This window comes from Quatrionicoccus australiensis, assembly GCF_020510425.1.
Lineage (GTDB): Bacteria > Pseudomonadota > Gammaproteobacteria > Burkholderiales > Rhodocyclaceae > Azonexus > Azonexus australiensis_A.
The window spans coordinates 1,655,001-1,670,590 of the sequence record NZ_JAHBAH010000001.1 but is presented as its reverse complement, the minus strand read 5'-3'; the positions used below and the strand labels follow the sequence as shown (position 1 = coordinate 1,670,590).

The window sequence follows — 15,590 nt, the reverse complement described above, 5'->3', positions numbered from 1 at the left end:
TTTCCGGGGTGAGAGAGGGAGCTACAACTTTACGGCATAGATAGCGGCGACCGACCGTGATTGTAGCTTTCCGGGGTGAGAGAGGGAGCTACAACGTTTTAACAGAGTTATCCACCTCATGATCGGATTGTAGCTTTCCGGGGTGAGAGAGGGAGCTACAACGCGCGTGCGCTATTACCGGTCGGTGGTCAAGATTGTAGCTTTCCGGGGTGAGAGAGGGAGCTACAACTTTCCGCCCCGCTGGTGCGCCCGGTGGTGGGATTGTAGCTTTCCGGGGTGAGAGAGGGAGCTACAACTGCTCGCCGCCGGGCGATGTGGATCTGGTCGATTGTAGCTTTCCGGGGTGAGAGAGGGAGCTACAACGCTTCGATGATATCCAGTTCGTGCAGTGAAGATTGTAGCTTTCCGGGGTGAGAGAGGGAGCTACAACTTATCTGTATTCATTAGCGTTACTAGAAGGGATTGTAGCTTTCCGGGGTGAGAGAGGGAGCTACAACCGATGCGGTTCGATGGGTCATACCGGCCAAGATTGTAGCTTTCCGGGGTGAGAGAGGGAGCTACAACGGCCCTGCATTACTGGCGAGAAGGCTACCGGATTGTAGCTTTCCGGGGTGAGAGAGGGAGCTACAACCCTGACACGTGAGCATCGCGTGTTCATTGAGATTGTAGCTTTCCGGGGTGAGAGAGGGAGCTACAACCCGCATAGATCGTGGATTTCGCTGCGCCTCGATTGTAGCTTTCCGGGGTGAGAGAGGGAGCTACAACCAATTACGAGGGCGAGCTGGTCATCAAGCGGATTGTAGCTTTCCGGGGTGAGAGAGGGAGCTACAACAGTCGAGGGTGAGCTGCAGGTCGACTGTTGGATTGTAGCTTTCCGGGGTGAGAGAGGGAGCTACAACGCTTCTGCCCAGGCTTCGATCTCGCGCATCGATTGTAGCTTTCCGGGGTGAGAGAGGGAGCTACAACGCCCTTCATCGTGCCAGTCATGGGTCGAAGATTGTAGCTTTCCGGGGTGAGAGAGGGAGCTACAACTGGGCGGACGAGTGGATGGCCAAATACAAGGATTGTAGCTTTCCGGGGTGAGAGAGGGAGCTACAACAATCGTTGAATGCTCAATGAAACAAGGCGCGATTGTAGCTTTCCGGGGTGAGAGAGGGAGCTACAACCTACCGGTAGCTGGTCAGATCATCGGACGGGATTGTAGCTTTCCGGGGTGAGAGAGGGAGCTACAACGCTGCAGGAGAAGATGGGGACGCGCGGCATGATTGTAGCTTTCCGGGGTGAGAGAGGGAGCTACAACATCGGGATGAACTTTTCGTCATGCTGCACCGATTGTAGCTTTCCGGGGTGAGAGAGGGAGCTACAACGAATGCCGGCGATGGTTTCCTCGTCGCGATGATTGTAGCTTTCCGGGGTGAGAGAGGGAGCTACAACTCGAAGAGCGCAAGGGCGAAGTGCCGGAAGGATTGTAGCTTTCCGGGGTGAGAGAGGGAGCTACAACAGCAGTCTCGCCATAGCAACGGCCGCACTGGATTGTAGCTTTCCGGAGTGAGAGAGGGAGCTACGACACCTACATTCAAATGCCACGGTGTTTGGCGATCCTGGCGCGGGCACGGGCAATCGATTCATCGAAATCGATGGCGCCCATTTCGCCTCGATCGTAAGCGTCTCCCCGACGTTCGGCTTCTTCGACCCAGCTAGCGAGGATTGAGTCGTCCAACTCCATATCGTCCTGCTCCAGACTGAGTAGTAGGCACCTTGCTAATCTAGTGCGCTCGGCCGCTGAAAGTTGCAAGGCAGCGACTTCGATGTCTTCAATAGATAAATTGATCATGGTGCAACCTCCGCTTATCTCAAGAAAGGCTACCTCAAGGATGTTGGCCGCGCCATAAGTGGTGTTGAGCGATGTGTGCCGACGCGCTTGATCTGATTGCCTGAACCAGCCCTTGCTGGCTTGACTCGCGCTGAAGTGTTGTTCTCAGCCCATCTCGTCCAGCCCGTATTTCCGGATCTTGTCGTGCAGCGTCGTCTTGGCGACGGCGAGGGCTTCGGCGGTGCGGCCGAGGCTGCCGTGGCGGCGCAGGGCGTCGGCGATCAGGGCGCGTTCGAAGGCATCGACGGTGGCGGCGAGCGGCGTCGGGCCGTCGGCGGCGGGCTGGCCGAAGGGCGGAGAGCCGCTTTCGATGCCAAGGACGCAGCGGTCGGCGACGTTTCTTAGTTCGCGCACGTTGCCCGGCCAGGCGTAGCCGACCAGTTGCTGGATGCGGGCGGCGGGAATCTCGGGCACCGGCCGCTGGTGGCGGGCGGCGGCGAGGAGCAGAAAATGTTCGAAGAGGAGCGGGATGTCTTCGCGCCGTTCGCGCAGCGGCGGCAGATTGAGCGTCGCGACGTTGAGGCGGTAGTAGAGGTCGGTGCGAAAGCCGCCCTTGGCCGAGAGTTCGAGCAGGTCGGTCTTGGTCGCGGCGATGACGCGGCAGTCCATGGCGATGGTCGTGTTCGAGCCGAGGCGCTCCAGTGTGCGTTCCTGCAGCACGCGCAGCAGCTTGATCTGCATGGCGAGTGGCATGCTCTCGATTTCGTCGAGGAAGAGCGTGCCGCCGCTGGCGTATTCGATCTTGCCGATGCGGCGTTTGCCGGCGCCGGTGTAGGCGCCCGCTTCGTGGCCGAAAATTTCGCTGTCGAACAGGGTTTCCGGCAGGCCGCCGCAGTTGATCGCGACGAAGTTGCCGTTCCGGCGCGGGCTGGCTTCGTGCAGGCTGCGCGCGACGAGTTCCTTGCCGCTGCCGGTTTCGCCGTGGATGAGCACGTCGGCGGCGCTATCGGCAAGGCCGGTGAGCATCTGGCGCAGCTTCTGCATGCCCGGCGAGCGGCCGATCAGCTTGCCTTCGAGCTGGTCGCGCTGGGCGAGCTGGCGGCGCAGGTCGCGCACTTCGAGGACGAGGCGGCGCTTTTCCAGGGCGCGGCGGACGACTTCGACGAGGAATTCCGGGGCGAAGGGTTTCTGGATGAAATCGTAGGCACCGTCCTTCATCGCCTGCACCGCCATCGTCACGTCGCCGTGGCCGGTGATCAGGACGACCGGCAGTTCCGGGTCGAGGGCGAGCAGTTCGCGCAGGAAGGCCATGCCGTCCATTTTCGGCAGGCGCACGTCGCTGACCACGATGCCGCGGAAGTCGGGGCCCAGCTTCCGGCGCGCCTGTTCGGCCGAGCCGGCGCATTCGGCGGCGATGCCTTCGAGCTGCAGCGCCTGTTCGCAACCCAGCGCGACGTCGGGGTCGTCTTCAATGATCAGTACCTTGAGCGCTTCAGTCATCAGCGGTCGACTCGTCAAAAAGAGGCATTTCCAGTGTGAATACGGCGCCGCCGGCGGGGTGGTTGCTGCCCGTCAGTGTGCCACCGAAATCGCGGATGATGCCGGCCGAAATGGTCAGGCCGAGGCCCAACCCATCGCCGGCCGGCTTGGTCGTGAAGAAGGGCTCGAAAAGATGGGCCTGCGCCGCATCGTCGAGGCCGGGACCGTGGTCGCGCACGGCGAGGCGGGCGCTGCCGCTTGCGCCGCTGCAGTCGATTTCGATCTGCGGCGCGGCCTGGCCGGCCATCGCGTCGAGCGCGTTGCCGATCAGGTTGATCAGCACCTGTTCAAGGCGGTTGGCGTCGCACAGGGCGCGCGGTTCGGGCAGCGGGCAATGCCGGACGATCTCGGCATTGGCCTGGCGCAGGCGCGGTTCGAGCAGGGCCAGCGCGTTGTCGATGGCGTGGCAGAGTGCCACCGGCTGCAACTGGCCGCTCGACTTGCGGGCGAAATTGCGCAGCTGGCCGGTAATCTGGCCCATGCGATCGACGAGCTGGGCGATGCGTTCGAGATTGGTGCGCGTCGTCGTCAGGTCGCCGCGTTCGAGGAAGCGCACGCTGTTGCCGGAGAGCGTGCGCAGCGCCGCGAGCGGCTGGTTGAGTTCGTGCGCGATGCCGGTCGACAACTGGCCGATGACGGCGAGCTTGCCGGCCTGGACCAGTTCGTCCTGGGCGGCGCGCAGGGTGCGTTCGGCGCGGATGCGCTCGGCGATCTCGTCCTGCAGCAGATGGTTGGCGGCGGAAAGGTCGGCGGTGCGTTCGTCGACCTTGCGCTCCAGTTCGTCGTGCGCCTGTTGCAGCGCCTGTTGCGCGGCCAACCGGTCCTTCAGGTGGCGGCGGCGCTCGACGAGCATCAGGCCGAACATGAAGAGCAGCACGGCAACGACGCCGGCGACCGTGGCGCGGCTCTGCGCGATGTCGTCGACCTGTTCGAGGTGCGAGAAGACGGTCAGCGTCCAAGGCGTGCCGGGCAGCGGCCGCGATTGCGCGAGAAAGCGGCCGGTCACCGGGTACACCGAGACCATTTCCGGGCTGTCGCCGCTGATCCGGACCAGTCGGGCGCCGTGGTCGAGTTCGCGGATTTCCTTGAGGCCGAGCGGCTTCAGGGCGCGCCGGTTGTATTGCTGGGTCTGGTCGAAAGCGCTGCGCGTCGCTTCGTCGAGCGGGCGCAGGGTGGTGAATTTCCAGTCGGCGACCGAGCCGAGGATGACGACGCCGTTCTCGTCGCTGACCATGGCCGGCGCCTCGCCCGTGCTCCAGGATTTTTCCAGTTGCTCCAGGCTGACTTTGATGACCGCGACGCCCAGCGTCTGGCCGCGGTCGGCGAGGCGCGACGACAGGTAGTAGCCGGGTTCGCCGCGCGTCGTACCGATGCCGAAGATGCGGCCGCTGCCGTTGTTCAGCGCATCGCGGAAATAGGGGCGAAACGACAGGTCCTCGCCGACGAAACTGTCGTCGCGCTGCCAGTTGCTCGAGGCGCGCACCCGGCCGCCGGCGTCGATGACGTAGATCGACAGTGTGCCGGCGCGTTCGTTGAGTTGTTCGAGATAGGCGTTGACTGCCGGCTGGCGCTTGTTCTCCTGCGGCTGGCGGAGCAGCTCGACGACATCGGGTTCGAGGCCGAGGGTGCCGGGCAGGAAGGCGTACTTGCCGATTTCGCGCTCGAGGCTGGCGGTGTACAGGTCGAGGCGGTGCAGGCCGGTGGTCTGCAGGTCGGCGATGCCCAGTTGCTGCGCGACGCGGTGCGTGCCGAAACCGCTCAGCGCAGCAAGGGCGGCGAGCAGCAGGAACAGCGTCAGGTAGCGCAGGGGCGAGTGGCTGGGCATGGTCGGTCGGCGGTGGGGCCTATGGTAGCGTCAGAAGAGGTCGGCCAGTTGCTTGACGATGAGGATGGCGACGACGAGCAGGAAGGCCTTGCGGATGAAACCGGCGCCGTGCTTCAGGGCGAGATGGGTGCCGACTTGCGCGCCGGCCAGGTTGCAGGCGGCCATGATCAGGCCGACCGTCCACATGATCGGTCCGTGGCTGGCGAAGAAGCCGATCGCCGAGATGTTGGTGGCGACGTTGATGACCTTGGCGCTGGCCGAGGCGCGCACGAAATCCATGCCGAAGACGCGGACGAAGCCGAAGATCAGGAAACTGCCGGTGCCCGGCCCGAAAAAGCCGTCGTAGAGGCCGATCAGCAGCCCGAACAGGGCGCCGCGCCAGGGATCGCCGGGGCGCATCTCGTGCGTTTCGCTCTGCCCGAAATCCTTGCGTTTGAAGGTGTAGGCCGCTACGACCAGCATCAGGATGACGATCAGCGGGCGCATCGCCTCGCGCGAAATCCAGGCAACCAGCGCGGCGCCAATCCAGGCGCCGAGTAGCGCGGCGGCGGTGGCGGGCAGCACCAGGCGCCAGGGAATCTGCACGCTGCGCGCGTAGCGCCACAGCGAGGAGGCGGTGCCGGCGATGCTCGATACCTTGTTGGTGCCGAACAGCGTCGGGATGGCGGTCTGCGGGAAGGTGGAGAGCAGCACCGGAATCTGGATCAGGCCGCCGCCACCGACCACGGCATCGACCATGCCGGCAAAGAAGGCGGCGGGAGCAAGGATGTACCAGTCGATCATGGTCGTTTCAGCAATCGGGAAAAAAGAACCCGGTGCAGGGCACCGGGTTGGCAAAAAGGTTCGCCCATATTGTGCCTGAGCGAACCCGGAGGAGAGGTTGCGTCAGGCGGATTGGGTCAGGAACTCGTCGTCCGGTACCGGCAGTGCATCATCGGCCTCGGCCAGTGACGCATCGACCGGGTCGATGGCGTTTTCCCACTTGGCGACAACGGCGGTGGCAATGGCATTGCCGAGCACGTTGGTGACGGTGCGCCCCATGTCGAGGAAGTGGTCGATGCCGAGCACCAGCAGCAGGCCGGCTTCCGGCAGGTTGAACATGGGCAGCACGGCGGCGACGACGACCAGCGAGGCGCGCGGCACGCCGGCAATGCCCTTGGACGACACCATCAGCACCAGCAGCATGGTGATCTGCGTGCCGAGGCTGAGCTCGATGCCGTAGGCCTGGGCGACGAACAGCGCGGCGAAGGTGGTGTAGATCATCGAGCCGTCAAGATTGAAGGAATAGCCGAGCGGGAGCACGAAACCGATGACGCGGTTCTTGATGCCGAATTTTTCCAGTTGTTCCATCAGCTTGGGGTAGACCGATTCGCTGCTTGCCGTCGAGAAGCCGACCAGCATCGGGCCGCGCACCAGCTTGAGCAGGCGGAAGACATCCTTGCCGAGCACGAAATAACCGGCCGCGATCAACACCAGCCAGAGTGCGGCGAGGGCGATGTAGAAGCTGACCAGCAGCTTGCCGAAAACGAGCAGCATGCCCAGGCCCTGGGTCGTGATGATGCCGGCAACGGCACCGAAGACGCCGATCGGGGCGACGCGCATGACGTAATCGGTGACCTTGAGCATGACATGGACGATTTCTTCCATGGTGCCGACCAGGCTGCGCGCCATCTGGTTGTGCAGGTGGCCGAGCGCCAGGCCGAAGAAGACGGCGAAGACGAGGATCTGCAGGATTTCATTGGCAGCCATGGCTTCGAAGATGTTCTTCGGGAAGACGTGGGTGATGAAGTCCTTGAGATTCAGCGCGCTGGTTTTCAGATTCACGGCGCTGCCCACTTCCGGCAGCGGCACGCTCAGTCCTTCGCCCGGGTGCAGCAGATTGGCGAAGACCAGGCCGAGCAACAGCGAGCAGAGCGAGGCGCCGACGAACCAGGCCAGCGCCTTGCCGCCGATCCGCCCGACCGTGCGGCTGTCACCCATGCCGGCTAGGCCGGCGACCAGGGTGGCGAAAACGAGCGGTGCGATGATCATCTTGATCAGGCGCAGGAAGATGTCGGTCAGGATGCCGAAGTAACCGGCGATCTCCTTGGCTTCGGCGGGGCTGCCGGCGAGCGTGTGGCACGCGTAGCCGACAATGACGCCGAGCACCATGGCGATCCCGATCAGGGTCGTCAGTCGGTTCATTTTCATGATGTTTTCCTTGTGGTGTGCATTGAATTGGGAACAGTCCGCTCAGGCGGTGTGGGCAGGAATCATTTGCGGCTTGGTCAGGACTTCCGGGCGCAGAACTTCGGCCAGTTGCTCGGGGCTCATCAGCTTGCGTTCAAGCACGATCTCGGCGACGCCGCGCCCGCTCAAGTGGGCTTCGGCAGCGATTTCGGTGGCGTTGGCGTAGCCGATGTAGGGGTTCAGCGCGGTGACGATGCCGATCGAGCGTTCGACGCTGGCGCGCAGTGCATCGCGGTTGGCCGTGATGCCATCGACGCAATGGTCGGCCAGCGCCTTGCAGCCCTTGCGCAGGTGCAGCACGCTCTTGAACAGGCTGTGCGCGATGATCGGCTCGAAGGCGTTGAGTTGCAGCTGGCCGGCCTCGGCGGCGAAAGTCACGGTGGTGTCGTTGCCGATCACTTCGAAGGCGATCTGGTTGACCACTTCCGGGATCACCGGATTGACCTTGCCCGGCATGATCGATGAACCAGCCTGGCGCGGCGGCAGGTTGATTTCGCCGAAACCGGCACGTGGACCGGATGAAAGCAGACGCAGGTCGTTGCAGACCTTGGACAGTTTGACGGCAACGCGTTTGAGCACGCCGGAGAGTTGCACGAAACTGCCGCAGTCCTGCGTTGCTTCGATCAGGTTGGGGGCGGTGACGACCGGTACGCCGCTGATTTCGATCAGGCGACGGCAGACCAGCGGGGCGTAGTCGGGGTGGGCGTTGATGCCGGTGCCGATCGCGGTGGCGCCGAGATTGATCTCGCGGATCAGCATGGCTGCCTCTTTCAGGCGCTCCTCGTCCTCGCCGAGCATCACGGCGTAGGTCGAGAATTCCTGGCCGAGCGTCATCGGCACGGCATCCTGCAACTGGGTGCGGCCCATCTTGAGCACGTCGGCGAATTCCTCGGCCTTGCGCTCGAAGGCGCGGCGCAGGTAGGCCATGGCGTCGACCAGGCGGAAGATGCCGACATAGGTGGCCAGCTTCAATGCCGTCGGATAGACGTCATTGGTCGACTGGCTCATGTTGACGTGTTCGTTCGGGTGCAGGTGCTTGAACTCACCCTTGGCGTGGCCGAGGATTTCCAGGGCCCGGTTGGCGATCACCTCGTTGGCGTTCATGTTGGTCGAGGTGCCGGCGCCGCCCTGGATGACGTCGACGACGAAATGCTCATGCCACTGGCCGTCGATCACTTCCTTGCAGGCGGCGACGATGGCATCTGCCTGTTTGCCATCGAGCAGGCCGAGTTCGTGGTTGGCCTGGGCGGCTGCCTGCTTGATCTGGGCCAGGGCGCGGATCAGGTCGGGATAGACGGCAATCGAGATGCCGGTGATGGCGAAATTTTCCAGAGCCCGCAGGGTATGGACGCCGTAGTAGGCGGTGCCCGGGATCTCGCGGTCGCCGAGCAGGTCGTGTTCGATGCGGCTGGTGGGTGGCGTGTTCATTTTGTCTCCTGTGTTGTCGTTGACCGCCAGGATTGCTGGGCGGCAGCTTTTCTATCGCACGTCCCATGCCAGTCGGCGGGAATTTGTCGGGTCTTGATTTGATGGGGTTTTTTTGTTCGAGGCGGCGCGCTTGCTACGGGTTTCCGACCCTCTTGGCATCCGGGCTGTTCGGATTTCCGAACACGTTTGCCGCGAAGTCGGCGCTTTGCGATCTGTTAAGATTCCCGCTTCGCTGCAACGCAACAATTACAAGACAAAATGACCTCCCCCTCCGATCGCATGAGTCCCGAAGAACGCCGAGCCGGCGCTTCGCTGGCTTCCATCTTTGCCTTGCGCATGCTGGGGCTGTTCCTGATCCTGCCGGTGTTTTCGGTCTATGCGAAAACCCTGCCCGGCGGTGACAACCTGGCCCTGGTCGGTTTCGCGCTGGGCGCCTATGGCCTGACCCAGGCCGTGTTCCAGATTCCCTACGGCATTGCTTCCGACATCTTCGGACGCAAGCAGGTCATCGTGATCGGCTTGCTGCTCTTCGCGCTGGGCAGTTTTGTCGCGGCCTGGGCGCCGGACATGACCTGGATCATCGTCGGGCGTGTGCTGCAGGGCGCCGGTGCGATCTCGGCCGCAGTCACCGCGCTCGCCGCCGATCTGACGCGTGAGGAACACCGCACCAAGGTGATGGCGATGATCGGCTCTTCGATCGGTCTCGTTTTCGCGCTGTCGCTGGTTGGCGCTCCGCTGCTTTATGGCTGGATCGGCATGGGCGGCCTGTTCTGCATGACCGGTGGCCTGGCGCTCGCCGCCATCGTCTTGCTGCTCAAGGCGGTGCCACCGGCGCCGCCGCCGCATGGTCACGAAAAGTTGCCGCTGCGCCGGGTGGTGTTCGATGCCGACCTGCTGCGCCTGAATCTGGGGATCTACGTCCTGCACCTGGTGCAGATGGCGATGTTCGTCGTGCTGCCGCACGCCCTGGTCAATCACGGCGGCCTGCCGGCCGCCTCGCACTGGATGGTGTATTTGCCGGCGGTGCTGGTGTCCTTCGCGATCATGGTGCCGGCGATCATTGCTGCCGAGCGCAAGGACAAGATGCGCCCGATTTTCCGCGCCGCCGTCGCGCTGCTCGTTATCGTCCAGCTTGGCCTGCTCGCCTTCGGCCAGAGTTTGTGGGGGCTGGCGCTGTGGCTGCTGCTCTTCTTTGTTGCCTTCAATGTGCTGGAGGCGACCCTGCCCTCGCTCGTCTCGCGTACTGCGCCGCCCGCCGCCAAGGGGGCTGCACTTGGTGTCTACAACACGACGCAGGCACTGGGCTTGTTCACCGGTGGCGCATTGGGCGGTTATATCGCGCAGCATTTAGGCGATAATGCCGTTTTTGCCATGTGCGCCGGATTGCTGCTGATCTGGCTGGTGGTGACGAATTCGATGAATTTCCCGCAGCGGCGCGTGCCGCCGGCTGCGGCTCAAACTGTTTAGGGAGACGTGGGTATGGCTTCGGTTAATAAATGGATCGGTATCGGTAATTTGGGTCGTGACCCGGAGATGCGCTATACGGCCAGCGGCGAGGCAATCTGCAATTTCAGCATTGCCTGCACGGATAGCTGGAAGGACAAGCAGACCGGTGAAAAGAAGGAACAGACCGAATGGGTCCGCATTTCCTTCTTCGGCAAGCTGGCTGAAATCTGCGGCCAGTATCTGAAAAAGGGCTCGCAGGTTTATATCGAAGGCAGCCTGCGCACGCGCAAGTGGACCGACAAGGATGGCCAGGAGCGCTACACGACCGAAATCCGCGGTGACGAGATGAAAATGCTCGGCTCGCGTCAGGGCATGGGTGCACCGGCGTCTTCCGGTGGCGGTGGTGGTTACGACAGCGAGCCGACCGATTACGCCCCGGCCCCGGCCCGCAACAAGCCGAAACCTTCGTTCGACGATCTGGGTGACGACATCCCGTTCTGAACGATTGGTGCGACTTGTGCTCGTCGTATCGGCCGCCCCGCCTGTGGTGGCCTGCGCCGGGCGTCGTTTTCATCTAAGGGTTAATTCACCATGTCCAACGCCGTCACTTTCAAGATTCTCGAAGATATCGCCAGGGATTTGTCCGGCAGCGAGATTTCTTTTCCGACCTTTCTCGATATCACCTTTCAGGTGCGGACGGCACTGAAGGACCCCAATCTGAACGTCGAGCAATTGGCCAAGCTGGTCGGGGCCGAGCCGTTGATGAGCGCCAAGATCATCCGCATGTCGAACTCGGTCGCGATGAATCCGTCCGGGCGCGAAATTGCCGACGTCAAGAGCGCGATTGTCCGGGTCGGTATGGAGGCGGTGCGCACGGTTTCTTTTGCCGTGGCCATGGAGCAGTTGCTCAAGTCGAAGCAGATGCAGCCTTTCGAGGGCATCTCGCAGCGTCTGTGGGAACATACTTCGCACGTCGCTGCGCTGTGCCGCGTGCTGGCGCGCAAGATCGCCAAGATTAACGGTGACGAAGCAATGTTTGCCGGCCTGGTGCACGATATCGGTGTCTTCTACCTGATGTCGCGCGCTGCCAACTTCCCGGAACTGGTCAACGACAAGCCGGAGTTGCATGCGCTGCTGGTCGGCTGGCACGACAACATTGGCCATGCCTTGCTCTCGGCCTTGAGTCTGCCTGAGTCGGTGCTGGTGGCCGTGCAGGAGCACGAAACCGATCGCGAAATCAAGGAAATCCGCTCCTTGTCGGATGTGCTTTACATCGCCAACAAAATTGCCAATCGCGCTGCCCGCTGGCGCGATCCGGCGCTTGATGGCGAGGTCGATACCTCGATGCTGGAATCCATTCTCGATGCCGAGACTTTGGCCGAGATCATCGAGGAGTCGCAGGAAGAAGTGCAGTCGCTGAAGTCTGCGCTGGGCGGTTGACGCTCTCCGGGCGCCGTTTTTCGGCGCCTTTATTGTTTGGAGTGCATAGAGCGGCCACGAAGCCGCCGGCGATTCTGGGGTAAATATGAGTAGCAGTCACCAACAGGCCGGAGAACTTACCGGCAAACGCCTCGCTGTCATGGCCCTGGCCGCCCTCGGGGTGGTCTATGGCGACATCGGCACCAGTCCGCTGTATGCGGTCAAGGAAGTCTTTGCCGGCAATCATCCGATTCCGGTCACCGAAGCCAATATTTTCGGCAGCCTGTCGCTGTTCTTCTGGGCGCTGGTCATCATCGTCTCGATCAAGTACGTGATTTTCATCATGCGCGCCGACAACCGCGGCGAGGGCGGCATCATGGCGATGATCGCCCTGGCGCTGCACGATGCGCAGGGCAAGCCGCTGCAGATGAAGCTGATCATGATCGTCGGCATCCTGGGGGCGGCGATGTTCTACGGCGATGGCATGGTGACGCCGGCCATGTCGGTGCTGTCGGCGGTCGAAGGCCTGGAGGTGGCGACGCCGGCTTTCAAGCCTTTCGTCATTCCCTTGACCATGGTGGTGCTGTTCGGCCTGTTCTTCGTGCAGCGCAGCGGCACGGCCGTAGTCGGTGCCTTCTTCGGGCCGATCATGGTGCTCTGGTTCAGCACGCTTGCCTTGCTTGGCCTGTACAGCATCGTCGAGCATCCAGCCATCCTGACTGCGCTCAACCCGCTGTATGGCCTCGATTTCCTGCTCTCCAACAAGGCCCTGGCGCTGGTCGCGATGGGTAACGTCGTGCTCGCCGTGACCGGGGCCGAGGCGCTTTACGCCGATATGGGGCATTTCGGGCGCAAGCCGATCCAGCGCGCCTGGTTTACCTTTGTGCTGCCTGCCCTGGTGCTCAATTATTTTGGCCAGGGTGCGCTGATCCTGGCCGAGCCGGAGGCAGCCAAGAATCCCTTCTTCCATCTTGGTCCGGACTGGGCGCTCTATCCGCTCGTTGCGCTGGCGACCGTGGCGACGGTGATTGCCTCGCAGGCGGTGATTTCCGGTGCTTTCTCGGTAACCCGCCAGGCCATGCAACTCGGTTTCGTGCCGCGCATGGAGGTGCAGCACACTTCGGAAAAAGAGGCCGGGCAAATCTACTTGCCGGCGGTGAATTGGGGATTGATGCTGGCCGTGATGATCCTGGTGCTCGGCTTCAAGTCCTCGAACAACCTGGCTGCCGCCTATGGCATCGCGGTGACCGGCGACATGGTGATCACCTCCATTCTCGCCACGGTGGTTGTCGCCCGCTCCTGGAAATGGGGGTGGACCAAGGCTGTCCTGTTGTTCTCGTGCTTCCTTGCCGTTGAGTTGGTGTTCCTTGCGGCCAATATCCTGAAGATTCCCGACGGCGGCTGGTTCCCTCTGGTCGCCGGAATGGTCGTTTTCGTGCTGATGACGACCTGGAAGCGCGGCCGGCAACTGCTGTCCGATCGCCTCAAGGGCGAGCGCCTTGAGCTTTCGATGTTCCTTGACTCGCTGGCAACGTCGATGCCGACCCGGGTGTTTGGTACTTCGGTATTTCTCAATGCCGACCCGAAAGGGGTACCGCACGCCTTGTTGCACAACCTGATGCACAACAAGGTGCTGCATGAGCGGGTCGTGCTGGTTTCCGTGCAGTTTTACGATGTCCCGTATGTGCCGGATATCGATCGTGTCGAGGTTCGCCAGTTGAAAGAGAACTTCTGGAGTGTCATCGTCCAGTACGGGTTCAAGGACGAACCGGACATTCCAGCGGCCATGCTGCTCTGTGCGGACTCGGGACTGGAGTTCAGCGCACTCGAGACGTCCTACTTCATTGGCCGCGAAACGCTGATTCCTCGACTCAACTCGGAAATGGCTTTCTGGCGCGAAAAGATTTTCATCGCCATGTTCCGCAACGCCGGATCAGCGACGGCCTTTTTCAAGATTCCGAGCAACCGGGTGGTTGAACTGGGAACGCAGGTGGTTCTCTAGGCGGGATCCAGATAAAACAAAGGCGCCTCTTGGCGCCTTTGTGCATTAGAGCCTGCGGATTTTTTCGAGCAAGGCGGTCGTCGATTTCTGGTGAATGAAGGGAATCGAATGCACCGTGCCTCCCCAACTGCGCACCTCGGTGCAGCCGACAATCTTTTCCACCGGCCAGTCGCCGCCCTTGACCAGGATTTCTGGTTTGCACTCGAGGATGCGCTGTAGTGGCGTGTCTTCATCAAACCATGTGACCAGGGCCACGCAGCCTAGCGATGCCATCACCGCCAAACGGTCTTCCAATGCGTTGACCGGGCGGTCATCCCCTTTGCCCAGGCGTTTTACTGACGCATCGCTGTTGAGCGCCACAATCATGCTGGCACCAAGCGCTGCTGCCTGTGCCAGATAGGTGACGTGGCCGCGGTGCAGGATATCGAAGCAGCCGTTGGTGAAGACCAGTGGGCGGGCTATCTGTGATGCGCGGGCGGTCAACTGTTCCGGCGGGCAGATTTTCGATTCGAAGGAAGGGGGGGCGTAGGTCATGGTGGGGTTCAATGTGAAAACAGGCGCTTATTCTAGTGCGAGGGTGTTCGGATAGGTGTGGTTTGGAGTTTGTAGATCAGATGGGGCGGGTTGTCAGTCTCTGTGTGATGCTGGCTGGCGCCAAGGACAAGAGTGGGCAAAAATCGGTGTTTTCAACTTTTTTAAAGGAAAATGCAAAAAGTTGTTGACGAGGTGTTTGTCGCTCGTTAGAATTCGCCCCCTTCGCTGCTGACGAAACGAAACAAACGGCGCAGCGAAACAAGCGATCTTTAACAATTTGAACAACCGATAGGTGTGGGTGCCTTGATGCTAGTGACTTAGGTCACACAAAAGTATTAAAGGCAATCACACGGATGGAGAGATCCATCGAGGTAGAAGTTAAATTCTACCGTCAGTGAATTGTGAGTAGTAATGTTGGATTGAACTGAAGAGTTTGATCCTGGCTCAGATTGAACGCTGGCGGCATGCCTTACACATGCAAGTCGAACGGCAGCACGGGAGCAATCCTGGTGGCGAGTGGCGAACGGGTGAGTAATGTATCGGAACGTACCATTGAGTGGGGGATAACGTAGCGAAAGTTACGCTAATACCGCATATACCCTGAGGGGGAAAGCAGGGGATCGCAAGACCTTGTGCTCTTTGAGCGGCCGATATCAGATTAGCTAGTTGGTGAGGTAAAGGCTCACCAAGGCGACGATCTGTAGCGGGTCTGAGAGGATGATCCGCCACACTGGAACTGAGACACGGTCCAGACTCCTACGGGAGGCAGCAGTGGGGAATTTTGGACAATGGGGGCAACCCTGATCCAGCCATGCCGCGTGAGTGAAGAAGGCCTTCGGGTTGTAAAGCTCTTTCGGCCGGGAGGAAATCGCATCAGTTAATACCTGGTGTGGATGACAGTACCGGAATAAGAAGCACCGGCTAACTACGTGCCAGCAGCCGCGGTAATACGTAGGGTGCGAGCGTTAATCGGAATTACTGGGCGTAAAGCGTGCGCAGGCGGTTTTTTAAGACAGGCGTGAAATCCCCGGGCTCAACCTGGGAACTGCGCTTGTGACTGGAAGGCTAGAGTATGGCAGAGGGGGGTGGAATTCCACGTGTAGCAGTGAAATGCGTAGAGATGTGGAGGAACACCGATGGCGAAGGCAGCCCCCTGGGCCAATACTGACGCTCATGCACGAAAGCGTGGGGAGCAAACAGGATTAGATACCCTGGTAGTCCACGCCCTAAACGATGTCAACTAGGTGTTGGGTGGGTAAAACCATTTAGTACCGGAGCTAACGCGTGAAGTTGACCGCCTGGGGAGTACGGCCGCAAGGTTAAAACTCAAAGGAATTGACGGGGACCCGCACAAG

General features: G+C 61.3%; 11 protein-coding genes, 1 rRNA gene and 1 CRISPR repeat array (2 of these 13 cut by a window edge). Of the genes, 5 read left to right on the top strand and 7 right to left on the bottom strand.

The window, feature by feature from the left end; all coding sequences use genetic code 11:
* A CRISPR array of direct repeats spans positions 1-1,568; the repeat unit is 37 nt; unit sequence GATTGTAGCTTTCCGGGGTGAGAGAGGGAGCTACAAC (it extends 277 nt beyond the left edge of the window).
* Between the two features lie 8 nt (positions 1,569-1,576).
* From KIG99_RS08100 to aspA, 6 genes are all read right to left on the bottom strand, one after another.
* Positions 1,577-1,834, bottom strand: a complete 258-nt coding sequence (locus KIG99_RS08100; protein ID WP_226459700.1) for an addiction module protein — start codon at positions 1,832-1,834, stop codon at positions 1,577-1,579.
* Between the two features lie 144 nt (positions 1,835-1,978).
* Positions 1,979-3,313, bottom strand: a complete 1,335-nt coding sequence (locus KIG99_RS08095) for a sigma-54-dependent transcriptional regulator (protein WP_226459699.1) — start codon at positions 3,311-3,313, stop codon at positions 1,979-1,981.
* Positions 3,306-5,177 carry a sensor histidine kinase gene (locus tag KIG99_RS08090; RefSeq protein WP_226459698.1) on the bottom strand — a complete coding sequence of 624 codons (1,872 nt, stop codon included), beginning with the start codon at positions 5,175-5,177 and terminating at the stop codon, positions 3,306-3,308. Before KIG99_RS08090 ends, KIG99_RS08095 begins: the two co-directional genes overlap by 8 nt.
* A gap of 30 nt (positions 5,178-5,207) precedes the next feature.
* Positions 5,208-5,960 (bottom strand): sulfite exporter TauE/SafE family protein, encoded by a 753-nt coding sequence (locus tag KIG99_RS08085; protein WP_226459697.1) that lies wholly within the window; start codon positions 5,958-5,960, stop codon positions 5,208-5,210.
* 102 nt (positions 5,961-6,062) lie between these two features.
* A complete protein-coding gene (locus tag KIG99_RS08080) occupies positions 6,063-7,367 on the bottom strand; it encodes a dicarboxylate/amino acid:cation symporter (RefSeq protein ID WP_226441372.1) in 1,305 nt (434 codons plus the stop codon).
* 42 nt (positions 7,368-7,409) lie between these two features.
* Positions 7,410-8,834, bottom strand: a complete 1,425-nt coding sequence (gene aspA / locus KIG99_RS08075) for an aspartate ammonia-lyase (RefSeq protein ID WP_226459696.1) — start codon at positions 8,832-8,834, stop codon at positions 7,410-7,412.
* Positions 8,835-9,092: 258 nt separating this feature from the next.
* Here aspA and KIG99_RS08070 point away from each other — a divergent pair, with 258 nt between their 5' ends.
* The 4 genes from KIG99_RS08070 to KIG99_RS08055 all read left to right on the top strand — a co-directional run bounded on the left by KIG99_RS08070 (position 9,093) and on the right by KIG99_RS08055 (position 13,701).
* Positions 9,093-10,301 (top strand): MFS transporter, encoded by a 1,209-nt coding sequence (locus KIG99_RS08070; RefSeq protein ID WP_226459695.1) that lies wholly within the window; start codon positions 9,093-9,095, stop codon positions 10,299-10,301.
* A 12-nt stretch (positions 10,302-10,313) separates the two neighbouring features.
* Entirely contained in the window at positions 10,314-10,781 is a 468-nt protein-coding gene (gene ssb, locus KIG99_RS08065) for a single-stranded DNA-binding protein (RefSeq protein WP_226441369.1), read from the top strand.
* Positions 10,782-10,871: 90 nt separating this feature from the next.
* The gene (locus tag KIG99_RS08060; protein ID WP_226459694.1) at positions 10,872-11,720 is read left to right on the top strand and encodes an HDOD domain-containing protein; all 849 of its coding nucleotides are present in this window, start codon (positions 10,872-10,874) and stop codon (positions 11,718-11,720) included.
* A gap of 85 nt (positions 11,721-11,805) precedes the next feature.
* Positions 11,806-13,701: a potassium transporter Kup gene (locus KIG99_RS08055; protein WP_226459693.1), complete on the top strand. Its 1,896-nt coding sequence runs from the start codon at positions 11,806-11,808 to the stop codon at positions 13,699-13,701.
* Between the two features lie 45 nt (positions 13,702-13,746).
* On the opposite strand, the gene rfaE2 is transcribed toward KIG99_RS08055, so the two are convergent.
* Positions 13,747-14,235: a D-glycero-beta-D-manno-heptose 1-phosphate adenylyltransferase gene (gene rfaE2 / locus KIG99_RS08050; protein WP_226459692.1), complete on the bottom strand. Its 489-nt coding sequence runs from the start codon at positions 14,233-14,235 to the stop codon at positions 13,747-13,749.
* A 421-nt stretch (positions 14,236-14,656) separates the two neighbouring features.
* On the opposite strand from rfaE2, the gene KIG99_RS08045 reads away from it, so the two are divergent.
* Positions 14,657-15,590, top strand: a 16S ribosomal RNA gene (locus KIG99_RS08045) (it continues 604 nt past the right edge of the window).

Bases quoted from the DNA above. Each gene is read 5' to 3' on its own strand.
- KIG99_RS08080 (WP_226441372.1), bottom strand. From the start codon at position 7,367: ATGAAAATGAACCGACTGACGACCCTGATCGGGATCGCCATGGTGCTC.
- KIG99_RS08085 (WP_226459697.1), bottom strand. From the start codon at position 5,960: ATGATCGACTGGTACATCCTTGCTCCCGCCGCCTTCTTTGCCGGCATG.
- aspA (WP_226459696.1), bottom strand. From the start codon at position 8,834: ATGAACACGCCACCCACCAGCCGCATCGAACACGACCTGCTCGGCGAC.
- rfaE2 (WP_226459692.1), bottom strand. From the start codon at position 14,235: ATGACCTACGCCCCCCCTTCCTTCGAATCGAAAATCTGCCCGCCGGAA.
- KIG99_RS08095 (WP_226459699.1), bottom strand. From the start codon at position 3,313: ATGACTGAAGCGCTCAAGGTACTGATCATTGAAGACGACCCCGACGTC.
- KIG99_RS08100 (WP_226459700.1), bottom strand. From the start codon at position 1,834: ATGATCAATTTATCTATTGAAGACATCGAAGTCGCTGCCTTGCAACTT.
- ssb (WP_226441369.1), top strand. From the start codon at position 10,314: ATGGCTTCGGTTAATAAATGGATCGGTATCGGTAATTTGGGTCGTGAC.
- KIG99_RS08055 (WP_226459693.1), top strand. From the start codon at position 11,806: ATGAGTAGCAGTCACCAACAGGCCGGAGAACTTACCGGCAAACGCCTC.
- KIG99_RS08070 (WP_226459695.1), top strand. From the start codon at position 9,093: ATGACCTCCCCCTCCGATCGCATGAGTCCCGAAGAACGCCGAGCCGGC.
- KIG99_RS08090 (WP_226459698.1), bottom strand. From the start codon at position 5,177: ATGCCCAGCCACTCGCCCCTGCGCTACCTGACGCTGTTCCTGCTGCTC.
- KIG99_RS08060 (WP_226459694.1), top strand. From the start codon at position 10,872: ATGTCCAACGCCGTCACTTTCAAGATTCTCGAAGATATCGCCAGGGAT.